The sequence below is a fragment of the Microbacterium sp. MEJ108Y genome (assembly GCF_000834175.1).
GTDB classification, from domain to species: domain Bacteria; phylum Actinomycetota; class Actinomycetes; order Actinomycetales; family Microbacteriaceae; genus Microbacterium; species Microbacterium forte.
In genome coordinates this window covers 27,808-49,249 of sequence record NZ_JXQX01000008.1, presented here as the reverse complement: position 1 = coordinate 49,249, position 21,442 = coordinate 27,808, and the positions used below count along the sequence as shown (strand labels likewise).

The window sequence follows — 21,442 nt, the reverse complement described above, 5'->3', positions numbered from 1 at the left end:
ACGCAGCAGAGATCAGGAGAGATCGATGAAGATCATCATCGTCGGCGCAGGGATCGGCGGACTCGCCGCAGCGATCAGCCTGCATGAAGCCGGACTGCACGACGTCAGCGTCTACGAGCGGAGCGCCACGATCCGCGGGCTCGGAGTGGGCATCAACCTGCTGCCGCACGCCCTGCGCGAGCTGACCGAGCTCGGCATCGCCGACACCATCGCCGACTTGGGCGTCGAGCCCCACACGCTGGCCTACTACAACCGGTTCGGGCAGCCGATCTGGCATGAGCCGCGCGGCCTCGACGCCGGGTACCGTTGGCCGCAGCTCTCGGTGCACCGCGGCCGTCTGCAGCTCGCTCTGCGCGACCTCGCCGAGGCGCGTCTCGCCGAGCCCATCCGCCTCGATCACCGCCTCATCGGCGTCACCACCCACGACGACGGCACCGAGACGGCGACCTTCGAGACATCCTCCGGCACGGTCGAGGCGACCGCCGACGTGATCATCGGAGCCGACGGCATCCACTCCGCGCTGCGCGCGCTGCGGTACCCGACCGAGGGAGCGCCTCCCTGGGGAGGGCTGACGCTGTGGCGCGGAGTGACGCGCATCCCCGCGTTCCTCGACGGGCGCACCATGATCATGGCGGGCGACGCCGACCAGAAGTTCGTCGCCTACCCTCTCGCCCCGGTCGACGCGGACGGGCGGATGCTGGTCAACTTCATCGCCGAACGCCGCGTGGAGGGCACGGGCGACGCCGACTGGAACAGAGCAATCGATCCTGCCCCCATCGCCGAGCTCTTCCGCGACTGGAACTTCGACTGGCTCGACGTGCCGACGGCGATCGCCACGGCCGACGAGATCCTCGAATACCCCATGGTCGACCGCGACGCCCTGCCGCAGTGGACGTTCGGGCGCACGACACTGCTCGGCGACGCCGCGCACGCGATGTACCCGAACGGATCGAACGGCGGATCCCAGGCGATCCTCGACGCCCGCACCCTCGCCTTCCATCTCGCCACCGCCGGCGACATCGATGAGGCACTCGCGGGATACGAGGCCGCCCGTCGCCCCGCCATGACGGCTCTGCTCGCGAGCACGAGGGCGACCGGTCCCGAGCGCGTGATGCAGCTCGCGGCCGAGCGTGCACCCGAAGGGTTCGACGATATCGATGACGTCATCCCGTTCGCCGAACGCGAGCAGATCGCGACCGGGTACAAGACCGCCGCCGGCTTCCTGCCGTCGGTACTGAACGAGCGCGCGTCGCTCACCCCGGTCGCATGAGCATCGACTCCACGGGCAGCCCTGACCCGCACGATCTGCTCCCGGTGCCGACCTTCGAGTTCGCCTTCGACGTCACCGTCGGACTCGGGCCGCTCGAAGACCACGGCAGCACGAGTGTCGGTCACAGACGCGTCGTGCCGATCCTCGGCGGCCGCGTCACCGGTGCCGTCGACGCCGAGATCCTGCCCGGTGGCGCCGACTGGCAGATCGTCCGCTCCGACGGCACGATCGAGATCGACGGCCGCTACTCGGCGCGCACGACCGACGGCGACCTGCTGCTGCTGCACGCGAAGGGGCTCCGCACCGGAACCCCCGACGTGCTCGAGCAGCTGCGCCGCGGCGAAGACGTCGACGCCGGGTCGTACTACTTCCGCACCACGGTGCAGATCGAGACCTCGGCACCGGGGCTCGCGCACCTGCAGCGTTCGCTGTTCCTCTCCGTCGCCCAGCGGCAGGCGGACGCCGTGCGCTACCGCGCCTACCGCGTGACATGAGCCCGGCCGCCGCGGCGGGCGGCCGCTCGGCTCAGAGCAGCGCCCGCACCGACGCATACGCGTCGGCGACGTCACGGGTGGGCCGGTCGTAGACACGCACGACACCGGCATCCCCGTCGTGCCTGCCCCACCCCGGATCGCCGGTGGTGATGAACGCGACCGCGGCGCCGTGCACGTCGTCAGCGAGTTCCTGGGGCGGGTTCGGCCCCGCGAGGGCTTCCATCGACGGGCCGTCGAGGCATTCGAAGAAGAACGGCACGTCGAGGCAGTGCTCCGCGAAACCGAAGCGTCCCGAGGGCCACGAGAAGCGGTAGAGCCATGTGGGGGCATCGCCACGGTCGGCCGCGATGCCCGGCACGGTGGTGCGGAACATCCGATCTGTCAGCACCCGGCCCGCGAGACGCGCCTTCCCGAGACGCACGACGTCGGCATTCGCGGCGAGATACTCGGCACGGATGCTCTTGGGCATACCGAACCGGTTCAGCAGCACGGACTGCGGTACCCACCGCAATGCCTTCGCCGTTTTTCCCGCGAACGCCATCGTGAACTCGTCGTCGGTCGCGCCGATCACCAGTGGCTTGTCGGCACCGACGCCTGCACGCAACGACTCCCGGGTCGGCCGCGGAAGCAGGTCGCCGTCGATCGTCGGGCCGAGTGGCAGCCCCTCCTCGATCACGGTCGTCAGTGACGACGGCCCGAGCTGGGTCGCCTTCTTCTGCAGCGCGAGCAGGCGCTCGTCCGACAGCGTCGACAGTCCGGCCACTGTCGGAGCCACCCCACCCGAGGCGGCGAGCGCACGCCCGAACGCCTCGGCGCGAGTCGCCGACACATCGCCCAACGCCCCCGAGATCGCGTAGACCGCGTGGAACAGGTGCTGCGCCTTCTCCATGCCGAGCAGGGTGAGCACCGCCCCGCCGCCCGCGGACTGTCCCGCGATCGTCACGCGGCTCGGGTCTCCGCCGAACGCGGCGATGTTCTGCTGCACCCATTCGAGCGCGAGCAGCCAGTCGCGCACGCCGCGGTTCGACGGAGCATCCTCGATCCAGCCGAAGCCGTCGACGCCGAGCCGGTACGAGATCGACACGGTGACGACGCCGTCGCGGTTGAAGTTGCGGCCGTCGTACCAGGGGCTCGCGGGCGAACCCGCGAAGTAGCCGCCGCCGTGGATCCAGACGAGCACGGGCAGGCCCGAAGCCTCGGGGTCGGGCGTGAACACGTTCACGTTCAGGGTCGAGTCGCCCTCGACGCTCGGCTCGGGGATCAGCGTCACACCGGGGTCGCCGCGCTGCGCGGTCGCCGCGAACTCGAGCGTGTCGAGCACGCCCTCCCACGGCGCCTTCGGCACCGGCGCCTGGAACCGCAGCTCGCCGATCGGCGGCTCGGCGAACGGGATGCCGAGGAAGCCCGCCGATCGCGCGGCACCTCGCCCTCCCGTCGTCGGGCGCCAGCGCCCTCGAACCCGCCCCGCGGCGGTCTGCACCTCGACGTACTCGGTCATGACTCTCACCCTGTCACGACGAGACTCACTCGCACGCCGAGACTCACTCACACCGGACTCCGCGAAACTACGGCGTGCGTGGCAAGTCGGCGGTGATCAGCGGCACGGTCCAGGTGCCGTCGAAGTAGGCGGCCTTCGGACGGTAGAGACGCACCAGAAGGTTCCGCCCCGGAGGCACAGGAATCGCATTCGGGGTGCGGGTGTCGGGATCGTCGACGAAACGGACCGTGACGGAACCGTCGGGCGCCTTCTCCGCGGTGATGCTGTTGATCGTGTAGCGACCGGCGGCGTTGGGCTCGAAGTATCCCTCGGCGTTGTAGACGGAGATCGACCAGAACGCATCGACCGGCGCATCCCTCATCGTCATGGTGTAGCTGCCTGGCGGGAGTGCGGTGTCGACCCCGACATAGACGGCCTCCGATTCGGGCAGCCCGCCCCATCCGGATGCCGTCCCGATCAGGTGCCGAACCGGGATGATCTCCTCGGCCGTGCCGAACATGCCGTGGTATCCGCCGACACCCTTCGCGAGCGTCAACAGGGCGCCGCGCGTCTCCTCGAGCGATTCGGCATCGTATTCGGCGAGGACGAATGGGGCCGACGAGCGCGCTTCGACGCTGATCCCCTTCTGCAGATCTCCCACGACAGCCAGATCGGCCTCGTCATCCGGGTCGGCGAGGATGCGAACGGCGATCAGCACGTGAGGTGAGCCGAACTCCTCGGGTGTCAGCTCGAACGAACCGGCCGTGTGGAAGATCCGGTTGATCAGGTGGCTCTCGTTGACGATCATCGCGGACATGTAACGGTCTCCCGCCTCGGGAAGCGTCAGCGTCGCCCCCGCACTGATGTCCGCGATGGCGAAGCTGTACAGCGTGTCCCGGTTCAGGCGCACCACTGCCTGTTCGTCGATCGGGGCGGGCTCGGAATTGTGGCGGAACGTGTTCACCCCGCCCGCCGCAGCCTGCAGGGCGGCGAACATCCGCGCCGTTTCCGCCACGACGAAATTGTCGACATTCACGTGCTCGCCCATGGGAAGCCCTCCGCTCGGTGGTGACGCCCACGATAGCGATCACCTTCTCTCCGCAGCCATCTTCATCTCATGCGTGACCGGAAGGGGATCGGCATGAAACGTGACGACGGGCGCCTCAGACTCCCAGGACGAGACGGATGCCGGTCCCGATCTGCGCCATCAGATAAGGCGCGAGGTGGCCGGCCGGGTAGGTGTCGACGAACTCGCGTGTGACCGGACCGATCTGACTCACGTTCGCCACCGAGTCGCGATCGAGCCCTGACGCCGCGGCCGGCACCAGTACGTTGCCAGGAAACCCCTCGAGAGCGGTGTTCGAGGTCAGTGGCACGACGAGGACGGTAGTGACGTTCGTGTCGAGCAGCCAATCCTCTTGCACTACAACGGACGGACGCACTTTCGCCGGTTCCGAGCCTCGCGGAATCCCGAAGTCGACCCAGACGATGTCGCCTCTGCGGATCACCAGTCGGTGCTCTCGCGCAGCCGCTGTTCGTTGCCTCGTACGAACAACTCATCGTCGGCATCGGTATCGGCCTGAGCCAAGATCTGGTTCGCGATACGGGTCAGGTCCGAAGAGCCTTCCAACTCATCAGCCAGTCGTCGCCCGGCGAGCTGGAAGAACTCCGACCGGTTCATGCCGTGTCGTGCAGCCACGCGTTCGAAACGAGCGAAGTCGCCATCGGGCACGGAGATCGCCGTCTTCATGGGAAGAGTATAACTGGTCATACCGCGACAGTAGTCAGAGTTTCCGACATTCGCGGGTGCGTCGAAAGATGCCCCTCCTACTCCCCGACGCGGGTCACCACGGCGTGCGGCATCCGCTCGGTCATCACGCGCACCGCCTCGGGATTGTCGTCGACGAGCACGGCGTCGCGCCCGAGGGCCGAGGCCACGGCTCCGGTCGTGCCGCTGCCGGCGAAGAGGTCGAGCACGCGGTCGCCGGGGCGGCTGGATGCCCGCACGATGCGCCGTAGGATTCCCTCGGGCTTCTGCGTCGGATACCCCGTCTTCTCACGTCCGGTCGTCGGCACGATCGTGTGCCACCAGACATCGGTGGGCAGCTTGCCGCGTGCGGCCTTCTCGGGCGTGACGAGACCGGGCGCCATGTAGGGCTCTCGATCGATGTCGTCGGCGTTGAACACGTACTCGCGCGGGTTCTTGACGTAGACGAGGATCGTGTCGTGCTTGGTCGGCCAGCGGCGGCGCGACTTCGCGCCGTAGTCGTAGGCCCAGATGAGCTCGTTGAGAAAGCAGTCACGGCCGAACACCGCATCGAGCATGACCTTGGCGTAGTGCGCCTCGCGGTAGTCGAGGTGCAGATAGAGCGTGCCGTCGTCGGCGAGCAGCCGCCAGGCCTCCTCGAGCCGCGGCATCAGGAAAGCGCCGTAGTCGTCGAAGCGGTCGTCATAGGTGCGCAGCATGCCGCGCACCCGCTCGTACGCGTGGCCGTGGAACCCGTGTCGCACCTCGGCCCCGGGGCCCGCCGGTTCAGTATTCAGCAGAATCGGGTCGGCTGCGGCATCCGACCCGCGGGATTCCGTGGCTGCGACGCCGTCGGCGCCCGTTTCGTGCTGAGTTGTGAACGTGCGACGGGCCGTGACGACCTGGCGCTCCTGCGTGCGCCCCGTGTTGAACGGCGGGTCGAGGTAGACGAGCGTGAAGGATGCCGACGGCAGGGTCGCCGTGACCGCGAGATTGTCGCCCTGGATGATCGAGACGTCACCGCGGACGACGGGGGCAGGCGTCGCCGGATCAGACGCAGGTGCAGGCGAGGGGTCGGTCACGGAACCCGATGCAGCCACGTGTCCGTGGCGAACTTCGACTCGACCAGCGCCTCGGCATCCGCATACTCGTCGGCACTGATCGCGCCGTCTTCCGCCGAGGTGAGCGAGCGGAACGTGTCCTTGAAGCGCTCGATGATCTCGGCCCGTGAGAGTCCGGTCTGGCTGCGCAGCGGATCCACCCGCTTCGCCGCCGAGGTGGTTCCCTTGTCGCTGAGCTTCTCGCGGCCGATGCGCAGCACCTCGGTCATCGTCTGGCCGTCGATGTCGTACGAGAGGGTCGCGTGGTGCAGCACTCCCCCGTTGGCGAGGCGCTTCTGCGCGGCTCCGCCGATCTTGCCCGAGGAGCTGGCGATGTCGTTGAGCGGCTGGTAGATCGCGTCGATGCCGAGCGAGCGCAGCGCCTGCAGCACCCAGTCGTCGAGAAAGGCGTAGGAGTCGGCGAAGGTCATGCCCTGCACGAGGGATGCCGGCACGTAGAGCGAGTAGGTGATGATCTGCCCCGCGGCCATGAGCATCGCGCCACCGCCCGAGATGCGGCGAACGACGTCGAATCCGTGGCGGGCAGCACCTTCGGGGTCGACCTCGTTGCGGTACGACTGGAACGAGCCGATGACGACGGCCGACTGGTCCCACTCCCAGATGCGCAGCGTCGGACGACGGCGCCCCTCACCGACCCGAGAGGTGAGCACCTCGTCGAGCGCGAGGTTCATGCGCGGCGAGACCGCCTTCTCGTGCACGATCTCCCAGTCGAAGTCGTTCCACCCCGGTGCCGTGACGAGTGCTCGACGCACGGCCGTGCCGACGGCTTCGGGAGTGAACCCGAGCAGCTGCGCACCCTCGGGCAGCGCACCGCGCACCGCCGCGGCGATGGCCGTGGCATCCGTCTCGACCGGCAGTCCGGTGACCGCCCGGTCGATGTCGTCGAGTGCCGTGTCGGGTTCGAGGAAGAAGTCGCCGGCGAGCCGGAAGCGAGCGATCCTGCCGTCGTCGACCTCGAGGTCGACGACGACGAGCTTTCCTCCTGGAACCTTGAATTCACCGTGCACGATTACAGCTTAAGGCGAGGCCGTCGCTGGGGCGCGGTCCGCCGCGGATTCACCGCCCGAGCACGACAGCCCGCTCGCCCGCGCGGATCGGCGCCGAGAAGCGATTGCCCGGCGGCGGCTGCGGGCACACGTATTGATCGGAGAAGGCGCACGGAGGCAGGTATGCGCGGTTGAAGTCGATGACCACGGAGCCGTCGGATGCCGGTTCTTCGATCGGCAGGAAGCGGAAGCGATATGTCTCGGTGCCGTTGGTGCCGTCGGCGAAGATCGCGCTCAGGCCGCCCTGGGGCGTGCGGGTCGCGGCGAGCGCCACCGCGACGCCGTCGAGCGTGAACCGCAGCCGACCGGCGAGGTCGGACTCGTGCGAGCGACCATCCACCGAGGTGATGGTGATCGTCTCGCCGGGCGTCGGCTCGAACACCGCGGCGATCCGCCATCCCTTCCGAGGCGGATACGCGTCGATCGCGCTGAACCGCTCCCGCTCCGGCCGCCTCGGGTTGAACACCCGCAGCGCCACCTCCCCCCGCCTGTCGAAGACGCGCAGCTCGCGGCGTCCGAGCCGCAGCGTGTCACGGCCCCTCAGCGTGACGACCGACCCGGTGGTGCCGAGATCGCTGCCGCGGATCCCTCCGTCTCCCGTGAGCGCCCAGAGCCCGGGCACCCCCTCGACGGCAGCGGGCTCGGTGATGAGCCAGTTCGTCGACTCGAGCGCGGCCGGGCCGTACTCGGCGCCGGCATAGCGCTCCCGCGAGTCATGCCACGCACGCCACTCGTCTTCGAAACCCACCCCACACCTGCCTCTCGCCGCGAATCTATGCGGAGGGAAGACCGGTATGCCGGGATGACGTCACGCGGATTCACCCGCTGTAACGGGGGTTCATCGGGCGTAACACTCGGACGCGCGAAAAGGCGCCCGACCCCGGTCGTTGAGAGAGGACGGCGAAGCCGACCGAGACGAAACGCAGTGAGCCGATTGCGTGCACTCGCCACGTTTCGTCTCGCTGCTTCGCTGCTCGCTCAACGACCGGACAGAAGCCCGCTCCGCCGCGCGACGGCTCAGCGCGGAGGGATGCGGGTGTCGAGCCACGACAGGATGTCGGCCCGCACCTCGTCCTGCTGCAGCTCGTTGAAGATCTCGTGACGCGCATCGGGGTAGACCAGCGTCGTGATGTCGGTGAGCCCCGATCGCGTGCGGTACTCGTCGGCGAGCTTGTGCACGCTGCGGGGGCCGCCGACCGGGTCGTCGCGGCCGACGAGCAGCAGCAGCGGGATGTCGCGGCCGAGGTCCTTGCGCGGGCGACCGTAGAGCTTGGCCGCCTCGACCGGGCCGAACAGTTTCAGAAGCGGCTGATCCGTGGTGAGCGGATCCTCATCGAACGAGGTCCACACGGCGGGGTCGCGACTCAGCCATTCGAGGCCGGTGGCGTCGTCCGCCGCCCAGCGGGCGTTGAGCGGTGCCGCGTTGAGCGATCCGGGTGTGCGCAGAGCCGACCCCGAGAGGATCACGGCATCCCACGCCTCGGGGTGGTCGTTCACGAGCATCTGCGCGAGGAACGATCCCCACGAGTGTCCGAGCAGCACGAGCGGCAGGTCGGGGTGCTCGTCCTTGATGATGCCGGTGAGCTGCCAGATCGCCGCCTGCGCCGCGCGCAGTCCGCCCTTGCCGAGGCGGCCGAGCTTGGCGGGGCCTCCGTGCTGGCGGATGCCGGTGCGACCGTGCCCTCGGTGATCGTCGGCGTAGACGATGAAGCCGGCCTCGGTCAGCGCGGCGATCAGCGCCCCGTAGCGCCCGGCGTGCTCGCCCACACCGTGCAGCAGCTGCACGACTCCCCGCGCATCGCCCACCGCCGGGTGCACGTCGTAGACGATGGCGATGCCGTCGGCATCCGTGAATTCGCGCGTATCGGTCACGCCCCCACCCTACTGAGGGTGCGCGACATGCGTCAGGGCGACTGCGGGACGAGCCTCAGCTCGACCGCGCGATGCGGCTCAGTTCGACAGCGCGGCGATGACGCCCTGGGCGATCGCGAGGTCGGTGACCTCGTATCCACCGACGCCGTCCGATGCCGACCCCATGCGCACTCCGCCGTCTTCGTGCACCATGCGCTTGGCGGAGAAGTGCAGAGCGTCGACGCCCGCTGCGACGAGGGCGGGAGCGCTGGCGGCATCCACTCCGCTGCCCGCCATGATCTCGATCTCTCCGGCCGCCTCGGCGACGAGCGCGCGCAGGGTGTCGATGCCGTCGATCGCGACCGAGGCGCCACCCGAGGTGAGCACACGGCGAAGGCCGAGATCCCTGGCGGCGACGAGCGTCGCCACGGGGTCGGGAGTCACGTCGATCGCGCGATGCAGGGTGACGGATGCTCCGCCGGCGGCGTCGCGCAGTCGCCGCATGGCGGGGATGTCGAGCAGCCCCTCTTCGTCGAGCGCACCGATCACGACACCGTCGGCGCCCGCCTCGATCGCACGGCGGACGTCGCTCTCTGCGATCGCGATCTCGTCGGCGGAGTAGGTGAAACCGCCGGCTCGGGGCCGGACGAGCACATGCACTTCGACCCCGACGGCTCGTGCCGCGTCGATCGACAGGTCGAGGGTCGCCGGCGACGGGGTGAGGCCGCCGAGAGGCAGAGCCTGAGCGAGCTCGACGCGCACGGCGCCGACCGCGCCGGCGATGCGCACTCCGGTCGGGTCCTGCACGGCGAGCTCGAGAGCAACGGATCGGGTCATGCGTCCATTCTGGCCTGTCGGCGGCGGCCGATCCGACGCCCGCTTCCCATCGTCAGCAAAATTACTTAGACTGTCTAAGTAATGTCTGCGACCGATGATTCCCTCCAACTCACCGCGACAGACCTGCGCATGGCGACGTTCCGACTCGCACGCCGCCTGCGCTCGGCCCGTGCCGTCGACGCGATGAGCGACGCGCAGCTCGCGGTGCTCGCGACGCTGCGCATGCACGGCCGGCGCACGATCACGGCCCTGGCAGAGCGCGAGCGGGTCACTGCACCGTCGATGACGAGCATGATCAACGGACTCGAGGAGCAGGGTTTCGTGATCCGCACCCCGGATGCCGAAGACCGCCGTCGCGTGCAGGTCGACATCACCGAGGCGGGCACCGAGATCGTCGCGCAGACCATCAAGCGCCGCGACGAGCTGCTGGCCGAGATGCTCGGCGAACTGGACTTCACCGAGCAGGAACTGACGACGCTGCGAGAAGCGAGCGCCCTGATGCGAAAGGTGGTCGACCGATGAGCGCGATGTTCCGTTCGTTCTCGAACATCAACTACCGCATCTGGTTCGCCGGCGCCCTCGTCTCGAACATCGGTGGCTGGATGCAGGCGACCGCGCAGGACTGGGTCGTGCTCACCGAGCTCACCGACAACGACGCCGCGGCCATGGGGTTCACGATGGCGCTGCAGTTCGGTCCGCCGCTGGTGCTGGTGAGCCTCACCGGATGGGTCGCCGACCGCTTCGAGCGCCGCCGCATCCTGCTCGCCACTCAGAGCGCACTGCTGCTGCTCGCGATCGCCGTGGGCGTCCTGCTGCTCAACGGCGTGATGACCCTGCCGATGATGTTCTGCTTCGCCGCCGCGTTCGGTGTCGTCAACGCCTTCGACGCACCCGCGCGGCAGGCGTTCGTCTCCGACATGGTCTCGGCCGGCGACACGTCGAACGCGGTCGCCCTCAACTCGGCATCCTTCAACCTGGCCCGCATGATCGGCCCGGCCGTCGGCGGTCTGCTGATCGTGGCGATCGGCTCCGGATGGGTGTTCATCGCGAACGCCGTGACGTTCCTCGCGATGCTCGTCGCGCTGATGCTGCTGCGCACCGGGCAGTTGGCGCCGCGTCTCAAGAACCGCCGGACCGGCGGCCTCGCCGAGGGCTTCCGCTATGTCTGGGGTCGCAGCGACCTGCGGGTCGTCTTCGTGACGGTGTTCCTGATCGGCGCGTTCGGCATGAACTTCCCGATCTTCGCCTCGACCATGGCGATCGAGTTCGGGGCCGGGGCCGACGGCTACGGAGTGCTGAGCTCGGTGCTCGCGATCGGCTCGCTCGCCGGGGCACTGCTGGCGGCCAGGCGTGACCGCGCTCGCGTGCGCGTCGTGGTCTTCGCGGCGGGCGGTTTCGGTGTCGCGGCCTTCATCTCCGCATCCATGCCGACGTATCTGTCGTACGCGATCACGCTGACATTCACCGGATTCATGATCGTGACGCTGCTCACGACGGCAAACGGATACGTGCAGATGACCACGGCCCCTGCGCTGCGAGGGCGCGTGCTCGCGCTGTACATGGCCGTGATCATGGGCTCGACTCCGGTCGGCGCTCCCATCGCCGGGTGGGTGGCCGACACGTTCGGCCCGCGCGTGGCGATCATGCTCGGTGGCACCGCGGGCTTCGTCGCCTGTGCGATCGGCGCGATCTGGATCTTCACCTCCGGCCGACTGCACCGCTCGGAGGACAGCCGGTTCCTGATGACGCTCGACGAGACCAGGCCGCTGAACGTCGTCGACCGCGCCGACATCGTCGAGAAGGCAGACCCGGTCGAGTTCAGCGATGAAGCGGCCGTCACGACGCCGATCCGCACCTCGAAGAAGGACGACCCGGAGTTCTGAGCGGGTGACTGCGGTTTGTCAATGCCCTCCACGTGCGGGCGGGGCGGACGTACGTTCGCCGCATGGACCAGAACACAGGACGCACCCCGCACGCCGAAGAGCCCGCCGAAGGTTCTCCTGAGCAGAACCCTCAGCACAACACCGCGCCCGATGGGCAGTCGTCCGTCGAGCGCGACGAGCTCCACGGCAACGCCCAGGGCTCGACCCAGGGCGGTGCCATCCAGGGCGACAGCTCGCACGGCGACTCCCCGCGCGGAGCCATTCAGGGCGACGCCGACGAAGAGAACGCTCAGGGCGCAGCCCAGGGTGGCGCGATCCAGGGCGACAGCTCGCACGGAGAATCGCCTCGCGGCGCCATTCAGGGCGACGCCAGCCCCGACCGCGACGCGGCCCTCGGCGGCGACGAGAACACCGAACAGCAGCTGACCGCCGACAATGAGGTCGAGGAAGACGCTCTGCGCGCGCTCGACCCGGACGACGCTCCCGCCTGAGAGCCGACTGGTCTCAGCCTGCAGGACAGATGAGGGGGCGGATGCTGCGGCATCCGCCCCCTTCATGTGTCGCGTGAATGCACCCTCGCTGGAGCGCCGAGGAGCAGACCCGACGCGCCGTGTTGCGTGGAACGTGGGCCCCGCTGTTAGGGTTGCCTAACCAACATTGATCCGATCGATGTCGTTCCCCTCCCCGGTCCCGAAAGGTCATTCACCATGCCCTCCCGCCCCCGCCGTCGTGCCTCCACGACCCTCGCCGCCTCAGCGTGCGCGCTGATCCTGCTCGCCGGCTGCGCCCCTGAGCCGACCGCCGCCACCGATGCGACAGGCGAATCCGCCGGCACTCACGACGTCGAGCATGCCCGCGGCACCACGGCGGTCCCCGACGAGCCCCAGCGCGTGGTGACTCTGGAACCGCTCGAGCTCGACACTGCCGTCGCGGTCGGCATCGAGCCGGTCGGCGCGGCGGTCGCGAGCAACGTCGCGGGTGCGCCCGCGTACCTCGGAGCCGACGGTGTCGAGCCCGTGGGCACGGTTCCCGAACCCGACCTCGAGGCCATCGCCGCGCTCGAACCCGACCTGATCCTCGGAACCGAGGCCCGGCACTCCGAGCTCTACGAGCAGCTCTCCGCCATCGCCCCCACGGTGTTCATCGAGACGCAGGCCGACCCCTGGCGAGACAACGCGATGCTCATCGGCGAAGCGCTGGGCCGCGAAGAGGAGGTCGCCGATCTGCTCTCGAAAGTCGACGAGCGCTGCGAGTCGCTGGCCGACGAGTACGCGGTCGACGGCGAGACCGCGCAGCTCATCCGTCCCCGCGACGAGACGACCCTCAGCCTCTACGGGCCGGTGTCGTTCTCGGGCAGCCTCCTCGAATGCGCCGGGTTCACGATCCCCGAGCAGGAGTGGGCCGACGGCCTGCAGGCCGACATCTCGCCAGAGAACATCGTCTCGGCGGAAGCCGACCACGTGTTCGTCACCGTGACCGACGTCGACGACGCCTCGGAGATCCCCGCCGCGATCGCACAGAACTCCGCAGCCTTCCCCTCGGTCACCCCTGTCGACACGAGCTACTGGGTGTCGGGAGTCGGGCCGAAGGGCGCGCAGGCCGTGCTCGACGACATCGAGGCGTACCTCGAAGAGAGCCGGTGACCGCTCTCGCCTCGGTCGAGACATCGGGGGCTCCGCATGTGCGGGGTCCCCGACGCGGCCTTCGAGCTGTCGGCGGGGCGATCGTCCTCCTCGCTGCACTCGCAGTCGCTGTCGTCCTCTCCCTCGCGATCGGCGCCAATCCCCTCTCGCCCGAGGCTGTCTGGACGACACTGCGCGGCGGGGGCACTCCGGAGACGGACTACGTCCTGTTCGAGTTGCGCATACCTCGAACGGTCACGGGGCTCGTCGCCGGTGCGGCCCTGGGCGTGGCCGGCGCTCTCATCCAGGCCTTCACCCGCAATCCGCTCGCCGACCCGGGCATCCTCGGCGTGAACGCCGGCGCCGCGCTCGCGGTCGCCCTCGGGGTGAGCCTGCTCGGGCTGCGTGACGTGTCGCAGTTCGTCTGGCTCGCCTTCCTCGGGGCGCTCATCGTCACGGTCGCCGTCTACCTCATCGGCTCGGCCGGGCGCGGCTCCGCCGATCCGCTCCGCCTCACGCTCGCCGGAGTCGCACTCGGAGCCGTGCTCTCGGGCATCACCACCGGCATCTCCCTCAGCGACCCCGACGCCTTCGACTCGATGCGCAGCTGGAACGCCGGATCGCTCCTCGGACGTGGCTTCGATGTGATCGTTCCGATTCTCCCGTTCGTCGCTGCCGGGCTCGTGCTCGCGCTGCTGCTCGGTCCGGGCCTGAACGCCGTCGGCCTCGGCGAAGACGTCGCGCGGGCACAGGGCGCGAACGTCGCCGGCATCCGCATCGGCGTGATCATCGCCGTCACGCTGCTCGCTGGTGCAGCCACCGCCCTCGCCGGGCCGATCGCGTTCATCGGATTGATGGTGCCGCACGTGATCCGCTGGACCTTCGGCGTCGATCAGCGGGGGATCCTGCCGCTCTCCGCGGTGCTGGCACCCGTGATCCTGCTTCTCGCCGACGTCCTCGGTCGGGTCATCATCGCCCCGGCGGAGGTGCCCGTCGGAATCGTCGCGGCGTTCATCGGCGCGCCGGTGCTGATCGTGCTGGCGCGGCAGCGCAGAGCGAGCGCACTGTGAGCGCATCGACCACCTCGGCACCCGTCGACGCCGCCGGCGCGAAGATGATCCTGCACCTGGGGCCGCTGCGGATGCCGGTGCGCCGGCGCAGCATCCTCATCGGCCTCCTGGCCTCGGCCGCTCTGGGTGTCCTGGGAATCCTGGCGCTGGGAATGGGAAGCTATCCGCTCACCCCGCAGCAGGTCGTGGAGACTCTCCTCGGCGGGGGCGACGCCATGCACCGCACGGTCGTGATCGACTGGCGACTTCCTCGGGCACTCGCGGGGATCACGATCGGCGCCCTCCTCGGCATCGCCGGTGCGCTGTTCCAGACCGTCACGAGGAATCCGCTGGCGAGTCCCGACATCCTGGGCCTGTCCAACGGCGCCTTCACGGGCATGCTCATCGCACTGGTGCTCGTCTCGGGCAGCTGGCCGGTGCTCACCGCCGGATCTCTCATCGGCGGATTCGCGACGGTTCTGGTGATCTGGCTGCTCTCTGCACGAGGCGGCGTGCAGGGCTTCCGCCTCATCGTCGTGGGCATCGGCGTCTCGGCGGTCCTCGCGTCGCTGAACACCTGGATGCTCCTGCAGATCGAGCTGGAGACCGCGATGTTCGCCTCGGCCTGGGGCACCGGGTCGCTGAACGGCGTCAGCGCGGGTCCGCTCGCGGGAGCGCTGCTGTGCGCGCTGCCGTTCGCCGTCGCAGCCCTCGTGCTCGTGCCGCGCCTGCGTCAGCTCGAGCTGGGCGACGACATGGCCGCAGCCACAGGGGCTCGGCCGGGCCGGATCCGGGCCGTCGCGCTGCTCATCGGCGTGGCGCTCGTGGCCGCCGCGACGACCGTCGCCGGCCCCGTGGCGTTCGTCGCTCTCGCCGCGCCGCAGATCGCGCGCCTCGTGGCCCGCACCCCGCACCTCTCGCTGATGCTGTCGGCACTGTTCGGAGGAGTCCTCCTGCTCGGCGCCGACCTCGTCGCACAGCACCTGCTGCCCACCGCCCTGCCCGTCGGCGTCGTGACCGTGTCGGTCGGCGGCGCCTACCTCGTCCTGATGATCGTCCTGGAGATCCGCCGCCGTGCCTGAGAACCCGTCCTCGCCCGATCCCACCGTCACCTCGCGCCTGAGAGCAGAGCGGATCACGCTCACATACGACCGCACCGAGATCCTCCGCGACCTCTCTGTCGCCCTGCCGGCTGGAGGCTTCACGGTGATCATCGGGCCGAACGCCTGCGGCAAGTCCACGCTGCTGCGCGGCCTGTCGCGCCTGCTGCCGCCCTCGAGCGGGCGCGTCGTGCTCGACGGCAAGTCGATCAGCGAGTACCCGGCGAAGGAGGTGGCCCGACGGCTGGGGCTGCTGCCGCAGAGCGCGACAGCCCCGGACGGCATCACCGTGGCCGACCTCGTCGCCCGCGGCCGCTACCCGCATCAGAACCTGATGCGCCAGTGGTCGGATGCCGACGAGAGGGCCGTGCAGCACGCTCTCGACGCGACCGGCACCGCAGACCTCGCCTCCCGCCCGGTGGACGCACTCTCGGGGGGCCAGCGTCAGCGCGTCTGGGTCGCCATGGTCCTCGCGCAGGAGACCGACCTGCTGCTGCTCGACGAGCCGACCACATTCCTCGACGTCGCCCACCAGGTGGATCTCATGGAACTGCTCGCGCATCTCAACGCCCAGGGCCGCGCGCTCGTCGCCGTGCTGCACGACCTCAATCACGCCGCGCGGTATGCGAGCCACATCATCGCGATGCGCGAGGGGCGCATCGTCGCCGAGGGCCCGCCGAGTGAGGTGATCACGAGCGAACGGGTGCAGCAGGTGTTCGGCCTCGCGAACGTCGTGATCGACGACCCTGTCACCGGAGGACCGCTGGTCGTGCCGTTGCGCGGGTCGACTCCTGCCGGAGTGCGATCGTGACCGCCGAGCGCCCCTGGGCCTACAGCGCCTTCCCGGTCGAGGTGCGAGCGCGGGCGATGCTCAGCGCGCACTTCGTCAGGCTGACTCTGGGCGGAGAGAGTCTGCGGAACTTCGCCGGCTGGGGCACGGATCAGCGGATCAAAGTCGTGCTGCCTCTGGCAGACGGCAGCATCGCCGACTTCGGACTGCTCGACGAGCCGACACCGCATCCCTCCGACTGGTATGCACGGTGGCGCGCGCTGCCCGAGGACGAGCGCAATGTGCTCCGCACGTACACGCCGTCCGCGATCCGGTCGGAGGTCGGCGAGATCGACATCGACTTCTTCCTCCACGAACCAGCCGGACCCGCGTCCGCATGGGCGGCCGCGGCGGCCCCGGGTGACCACCTCGTCATCAACGGGCCGGACGCGCGGATGGGGTGGACCGGGTACGGGCTGCACTGGCATCCGGGCGACGCGCAGCGGTTCCTGATCGTCGCCGACGAGACGGCGTTCCCGGCAGTGCGCGGCATCCTCGATTCCCTCGTGCCGGACGCCCGCGCCGAGGTCTTCCTGGAATGCGGTGACGCCGCCGATGATCTCGTCTCGCCTGCGGCCCCCGACACGGCGCGCGTGCACCGTGTGCTCCGCGATGCCGGAGACTCGGAGGCGATCGAACGGGCCGTGCACGCCTGGGGCGCCGTCCACGGTGCGTCCGCCCGCGACGACACCGCCTTCTACGCGTGGATAGCGGGTGAGTCCAGCACGACCACGGGCATTCGCCGGTACCTGACCTCCGGCCTCGGCATCGCGAAGGACCGCGTCTCCTTCCTCGGCTACTGGCGGAGAGGCGGCCCACTCGTCGGGTGATCCCCGGAGGGCGGCAATCGCAGAAGCCGATGCGGCCGACGCGAGGCGGGTGTAGGTTGCGGAGATGGAGCCGATCCGAGTGGGCCTCGTAGCCGACCCGGCTTCGCCCACTACCGTCGCGCGTCGGATGACCGACCTCACGCCACCGCTCGCCGCTGCGGCCGACAGCTGGATCGTCGAACTCGTCAGCGAGCCGTTCACCCTCGGGTCTGAAGACGTCGACGTCGCCCTCGAGCGGCTACGTGCGCATGCCGAGCAGAACGGGTGGGATCTCGTCATCGGCGTCACCGAGCTTCCGCTTCGCGACGATGACGGCCGCTACCTGCTGGCGGCGATCGATCCTCGTCGCCAGTCCGCGGTGCTGTCGCTGCCCGCCCTGGGCGGGTTCCGGGTGCAGAGCCGCGCCCGTCACGCGGTGCGGGGACTCGTCGACGGGATGGCCGAGCCCGCCTCGCCGGAGGAGCAGCGCCTGCCGCTGCCCGGACTCAGTGCCCGCGGGCGCGTGCTTCTGGGGATGGTGCTGGCCAACCGTCCGTGGCTGCTCGCCGCCGGGCTCAAGTCCGCGCTGGTCGCAGCGCTGGCGACCGGCGCGGTGGCGACGATCGAGCCGACCGTGTGGTCGCTCGCCAGCTCACTGTCGGGCTGGCGCCTGGTGGCGGCGACTGTGGCCTCCATCACGATCATCATCGCGTGGATCGTGATCGACGGCAGGCTCTGGGACCGTCCAGACGACGACTCACTCCAGGCCCGTGAGAGATCCCGTCTCTACAACACCTCGACGCTGCTGACCCTGACCATCGGCATCGTCATCTGCTATCTGGCGCTGTACGTCGTGAATCTGGCCTGGGCGCTCTTCGTGCTCGACACGTCGGTGATGAGCGAGTCCCTCGGCCGAACCGTCGAAGTCGGCGATCTGTTCGTGCTCACCTGGTTCGTCGCGTCGGCGGCGACACTCGGCGGGGCGTTGGGAACGGGCCTGGAGTCCGACGACGCGATCCGCGCCGCCACCTACTCCAAGCGGGAAGAGGAGCGCCGAGCCCGCCTGGCCGACGAGCACGCCTGAGGCGGCGACGACATGACGAAGGGGCGGATGCCGCAGCATCCGCCCCTTCATCATGCTCAACGTGTGACTCAGAAGTCCCAGTCGTCGTCTTCCGTCGCCTCGGCCTTGCCGATGACGTAGGAGGAGCCCGACCCCGAGAAGAAGTCGTGGTTCTCGTCGGCGTTCGGCGAGAGCGCCGACAGGATCGCCGGGTTCACGTTCGTGACGGTCGAGGGGAACATCGCTTCGTAGCCGAGGTTCATCAGCGCCTTGTTGGCGTTGTAGTGCAGGAACTTCTTGACGTCCTCGGTCAGACCGACGCCGTCGTAGAGATCCTGCGTGTACTGCACCTCGTTGTCGTAGAGCTCGAACAGCAGGTTGAAGGTGTAGTCCTTCAGCTCCTGGCGGCGCTCTTCGGTCTCGTTCTCGAGACCCTTCTGGAACTTGTAGCCGATGTAGTACCCGTGCACGGCCTCGTCACGGATGATGAGGCGGATCAGGTCGGCCGTGTTCGTGAGCTTCGCCTTGGACGACCAGTAGATCGGCAGGTAGAAGCCCGAGTAGAACAGGAACGACTCGAGCAGGGTCGAGGCGACCTTGCGCTTGAGCGGGTCGTCACCCTGGTAATAATCCATGATGATCTGAGCCTTCTTCTGAAGGTTCGGGTTCTCCGTGGACCAGCGGAACGCCTCGTCGATCTCCTTCGTCGACGCGAGCGTCGAGAAGATCGAGGAGTAGCTCTTCGCGTGCACCGACTCCATGAACGCGATGTTCGTGTAGACCGCCTCTTCGTGAGGGGTGATCGCGTCGGGGATCAGCGAGACGGCGCCGACCGTGCCCTGGATCGTGTCGAGCAGAGTCAGACCGGTGAAGACGCGCATGGTGAGCAGCTGCTCGTCGGGCGTCAGCGTGTTCCACGACTGGACGTCGTTCGACAGCGGCACCTTCTCGGGCAGCCAGAAGTTGTTCACCAGACGGTTCCAGACCTCGAGGTCCTTGTCGTCCTGGATGCGGTTCCAGTTGATCGCCTGAACGCTGTCGACCAGCTTGAGCGGGGGGTGAGGAGTCATTGTTCTTCGTCGTTTCCTGTGGTCAGAGCCGGATCAGAGCATGCACGAGACGCACTCGGTCATGTCGGTGCCCTCGAGCGCCATCTGACGCAGACGGATGTAGTAGATCGTCTTGATGCCCTTGCGCCATGCGTAGATCTGAGCCTTGTTGATGTCACGCGTCGTGGCGGTGTCCTTGAAGAACAGCGTCAGCGACAGGCCCTGGTCGACGTGCTGGGTGGCGGCGGCGTAGGTGTCGATGACCTTCTCGTAGCCGATCTCGTATGCGTCCTGGTAGTACTCCAGGTTGTCGTTCGTCATGAACGGCGCCGGGTAGTAGACGCGGCCGAGCTTGCCTTCCTTGCGGATCTCGATCTTCGAGGCGATCGGGTGGATCGACGACGTCGAGTTGTTGATGTACGAGATCGAGCCGGTCGGGGGCACCGCCTGCAGGTTCTGGTTGTAGATGCCGTGCTCCTGGATCGACGACTTCAGCGCCACCCAGTCAGCCTGCGTCGGGATGTGCTTGCCCGCGAAGAGCTCCTTGACCTTCTCGGTCTCGGGCACCCAGGCGCGCTCGATGTACTTGTCGAAGAACTCCCCCGACGCGTACGTCGAGTCCTCGAAGCCGTCGAAGGCCTGCTTGCGCTCGATCGCGATGTTGTTCGAGGCGCGCAGCGCGTGGAACAGCACCGTGTAGAAGTAGATGTTCGTGAAGTCGATGCCCTCTTCGGAGCCGTAGTGGACGTGCTCGCGAGCGAGGAAGCCGTGCAGGTTCATCTGACCGAGGCCGATCGCGTGCGAACGGTCGTTGCCGTCTTCGATCGAGCGGACCGAGCGGATGTGGCTCTGGTCGCTCACCGCGCTCAGCGCGCGGATCGCCGTCTCGACCGTCTGGCCCAGGTCATCGGCATCCATCGACAGCGCGATGTTCATCGAGCCGAGGTTGCAGGAGATGTCCTTGCCGATCTGGTCGTACGACAGGTCGTCGTTGTACGTGGTCGGCGTGTTCACCTGCAGGATCTCGCTGCAGAGGTTCGACATGTTGATGCGGCCCTTGATCGGGTTGGCCTTGTTCACCGTGTCCTCGAACATGATGTACGGGTAGCCCGACTCGAACTGGATCTCGGCGATCGTCTGGAAGAACTCGCGCGCGTTGATCTTCGTCTTCTTGATGCGCGGGTTGTCGACCATCTCGCGGTACTTCTCGGTGACCGAGATGTCGCCGAAGGGAACTCCGTAGACCTTCTCGACGTCGTACGGCGAGAAGAGGTACATGTCCTCGCCGTTCTTGGCGAGCTCGAACGTGATGTCGGGAACCACGACGCCGAGCGACAGCGTCTTGATGCGGATCTTCTCGTCGGCGTTCTCGCGCTTGGTGTCGAGGAAGCGCATGATGTCGGGGTGGTGCGCGTTGAGGTACACCGCTCCGGCACCCTGACGGGCGCCGAGCTGGTTGGCGTAGCTGAAGCTGTCTTCGAGGAGCTTCATCACGGGGATGATGCCCGAGGACTGGTTCTCGATCTGCTTGATCGGAGCGCCGGCCTCACGGATGTTCGAGAGCAGCAGAGCGACGCCGCCGCCGCGCTTGGAGAGCTGGAGAGCGGAGTTGATGCCGCGGGCGATCGACTCCATGTTGTCTTCGATGCGCAGCAGGAAGCAGCTGACGAGCTCGCCGCGCTGGGCCTTGCCCGAGTTGAGGAAGGTCGGCGTCGCGGGCTGGAAACGGCCGGAGATGATCTCCTCGACCAGTGCGACTGCGAGGTTCTCGTCGCCGCCGGCGAGGCCGAGGGCCGTCATCACGACGCGGTCTTCGAAGCGCTCGAGGTAGCGCTTGCCGTCGAACGTCTTGAGCGTGTAGCTCGTGTAGTACTTGAAGGCGCCGAGGAACGTCTCGAACCGGAACTTCTTGCTGTAGGCGAGGTCGTTGAGCTTCTGGATGAACTCGAGCGAGTACTGCTCGATCACGGCGGGCTCGTAGTACTCCTTCTCGACCAGGTAGTCGAGACGCTCCTTGAGCGAGTGGAAGAACACCGTGTTCTGGTTGACGTGCTGCAGGAAGTACTCGCGTGCCGCCCGCTTGTCGGCGTCGAACTGGATCTTCCCGTTCGCGTCGTACAGGTTCAGCATCGCGTTGAGGGCGTGATAGTCCAGGCCCTCGTAGGTCGGGTTCATCTTGAACGCCACCGTGTCCG

Annotated in this window: 22 protein-coding genes; 11 read left to right on the top strand and 11 right to left on the bottom strand. The window is 68.2% G+C overall.

What is annotated here, in order from left to right; all coding sequences use genetic code 11:
• The first annotated feature begins 25 nt into the window (after positions 1-25).
• Together RU09_RS04340 and RU09_RS04335 are read left to right on the top strand one after the other, a co-directional pair.
• Positions 26-1,270, top strand: coding sequence for a flavin-dependent oxidoreductase (locus RU09_RS04340; RefSeq protein ID WP_042537879.1), 1,245 nt, complete (start codon positions 26-28; stop codon positions 1,268-1,270).
• Entirely contained in the window at positions 1,267-1,764 is a 498-nt protein-coding gene (locus RU09_RS04335) for a DUF3237 domain-containing protein (RefSeq protein ID WP_042537877.1), read from the top strand. Before RU09_RS04340 ends, RU09_RS04335 begins: the two co-directional genes overlap by 4 nt.
• A 31-nt stretch (positions 1,765-1,795) precedes the next feature.
• Here the strand turns inward: RU09_RS04335 and RU09_RS04330 are convergent, their stop codons facing one another.
• The 9 genes from RU09_RS04330 to RU09_RS04290 form a co-directional block, all read right to left on the bottom strand.
• Entirely contained in the window at positions 1,796-3,262 is a 1,467-nt protein-coding gene (locus RU09_RS04330) for a carboxylesterase/lipase family protein (RefSeq protein ID WP_042537875.1), read from the bottom strand.
• Between the two features lie 67 nt (positions 3,263-3,329).
• On the bottom strand, positions 3,330-4,289 hold the full coding sequence (locus RU09_RS04325) for a DUF1214 domain-containing protein (protein ID WP_042537873.1): 960 nt from the start codon (positions 4,287-4,289) through the stop codon (positions 3,330-3,332).
• A gap of 115 nt (positions 4,290-4,404) precedes the next feature.
• Positions 4,405-4,749 carry a type II toxin-antitoxin system PemK/MazF family toxin gene (locus RU09_RS04320; RefSeq protein ID WP_042537871.1) on the bottom strand — a complete coding sequence of 115 codons (345 nt, stop codon included), beginning with the start codon at positions 4,747-4,749 and terminating at the stop codon, positions 4,405-4,407.
• On the bottom strand, positions 4,746-4,991 hold the full coding sequence (locus tag RU09_RS04315; RefSeq protein ID WP_042537868.1) for a hypothetical protein: 246 nt from the start codon (positions 4,989-4,991) through the stop codon (positions 4,746-4,748). Before RU09_RS04315 ends, RU09_RS04320 begins: the two co-directional genes overlap by 4 nt.
• A gap of 77 nt (positions 4,992-5,068) precedes the next feature.
• Positions 5,069-6,070, bottom strand: coding sequence for a DNA-methyltransferase (locus RU09_RS04310; RefSeq protein WP_042537909.1), 1,002 nt, complete (start codon positions 6,068-6,070; stop codon positions 5,069-5,071).
• Positions 6,067-7,116 carry a lipoate--protein ligase family protein gene (locus RU09_RS04305; protein ID WP_042537866.1) on the bottom strand — a complete coding sequence of 350 codons (1,050 nt, stop codon included), beginning with the start codon at positions 7,114-7,116 and terminating at the stop codon, positions 6,067-6,069. The genes RU09_RS04310 and RU09_RS04305 overlap by 4 nt, the downstream gene beginning before the upstream one ends.
• Positions 7,117-7,165: 49 nt before the next feature.
• On the bottom strand, positions 7,166-7,903 hold the full coding sequence (locus RU09_RS04300; RefSeq protein WP_042537864.1) for a DUF1684 domain-containing protein: 738 nt from the start codon (positions 7,901-7,903) through the stop codon (positions 7,166-7,168).
• A 269-nt stretch (positions 7,904-8,172) separates the two neighbouring features.
• Positions 8,173-9,027, bottom strand: coding sequence for an alpha/beta fold hydrolase (locus tag RU09_RS04295; protein WP_042537862.1), 855 nt, complete (start codon positions 9,025-9,027; stop codon positions 8,173-8,175).
• A 78-nt stretch (positions 9,028-9,105) separates the two neighbouring features.
• Complete coding sequence (locus RU09_RS04290; RefSeq protein WP_042537860.1) at positions 9,106-9,843, bottom strand: copper homeostasis protein CutC; 738 nt, start codon at positions 9,841-9,843, stop codon at positions 9,106-9,108.
• A gap of 81 nt (positions 9,844-9,924) precedes the next feature.
• Between RU09_RS04290 and RU09_RS04285 the strand changes: the two genes are divergently transcribed.
• The 9 genes from RU09_RS04285 to RU09_RS04245 all read left to right on the top strand — a co-directional run bounded on the left by RU09_RS04285 (position 9,925) and on the right by RU09_RS04245 (position 18,219).
• The gene (locus tag RU09_RS04285) at positions 9,925-10,365 is read left to right on the top strand and encodes a MarR family winged helix-turn-helix transcriptional regulator (protein WP_042537858.1); all 441 of its coding nucleotides are present in this window, start codon (positions 9,925-9,927) and stop codon (positions 10,363-10,365) included.
• Positions 10,366-10,370: 5 nt separating this feature from the next.
• A complete protein-coding gene (locus RU09_RS04280; RefSeq protein WP_082041035.1) occupies positions 10,371-11,726 on the top strand; it encodes an MFS transporter in 1,356 nt (451 codons plus the stop codon).
• Positions 11,727-11,788: 62 nt separating this feature from the next.
• Positions 11,789-12,217 carry a hypothetical protein gene (locus RU09_RS04275; RefSeq protein WP_042537854.1) on the top strand — a complete coding sequence of 143 codons (429 nt, stop codon included), beginning with the start codon at positions 11,789-11,791 and terminating at the stop codon, positions 12,215-12,217.
• A gap of 216 nt (positions 12,218-12,433) precedes the next feature.
• Positions 12,434-13,369 (top strand): ABC transporter substrate-binding protein, encoded by a 936-nt coding sequence (locus tag RU09_RS04270; RefSeq protein ID WP_042537852.1) that lies wholly within the window; start codon positions 12,434-12,436, stop codon positions 13,367-13,369.
• Positions 13,366-14,418 (top strand): iron chelate uptake ABC transporter family permease subunit, encoded by a 1,053-nt coding sequence (locus RU09_RS04265; protein ID WP_082041034.1) that lies wholly within the window; start codon positions 13,366-13,368, stop codon positions 14,416-14,418. Before RU09_RS04270 ends, RU09_RS04265 begins: the two co-directional genes overlap by 4 nt.
• Entirely contained in the window at positions 14,415-15,479 is a 1,065-nt protein-coding gene (locus RU09_RS04260; protein ID WP_231567462.1) for a FecCD family ABC transporter permease, read from the top strand. Before RU09_RS04265 ends, RU09_RS04260 begins: the two co-directional genes overlap by 4 nt.
• Positions 15,472-16,308: an ABC transporter ATP-binding protein gene (locus RU09_RS04255; RefSeq protein WP_042537849.1), complete on the top strand. Its 837-nt coding sequence runs from the start codon at positions 15,472-15,474 to the stop codon at positions 16,306-16,308. The genes RU09_RS04260 and RU09_RS04255 overlap by 8 nt, the downstream gene beginning before the upstream one ends.
• Positions 16,305-17,156: a siderophore-interacting protein gene (locus RU09_RS04250; protein WP_042537846.1), complete on the top strand. Its 852-nt coding sequence runs from the start codon at positions 16,305-16,307 to the stop codon at positions 17,154-17,156. The genes RU09_RS04255 and RU09_RS04250 overlap by 4 nt, the downstream gene beginning before the upstream one ends.
• 127 nt (positions 17,157-17,283) lie before the next feature.
• Positions 17,284-18,219: a hypothetical protein gene (locus RU09_RS04245; RefSeq protein WP_231567461.1), complete on the top strand. Its 936-nt coding sequence runs from the start codon at positions 17,284-17,286 to the stop codon at positions 18,217-18,219.
• Between the two features lie 68 nt (positions 18,220-18,287).
• Here the strand turns inward: RU09_RS04245 and nrdF are convergent, their stop codons facing one another.
• Together nrdF and nrdE are read right to left on the bottom strand one after the other, a co-directional pair.
• A complete protein-coding gene (nrdF, locus tag RU09_RS04240) occupies positions 18,288-19,268 on the bottom strand; it encodes a class 1b ribonucleoside-diphosphate reductase subunit beta (protein WP_042537843.1) in 981 nt (326 codons plus the stop codon).
• 33 nt (positions 19,269-19,301) lie between these two features.
• A complete protein-coding gene (nrdE, locus tag RU09_RS04235; RefSeq protein ID WP_042537901.1) occupies positions 19,302-21,422 on the bottom strand; it encodes a class 1b ribonucleoside-diphosphate reductase subunit alpha in 2,121 nt (706 codons plus the stop codon).
• Between the last annotated feature and the right edge of the window lie 20 nt (positions 21,423-21,442).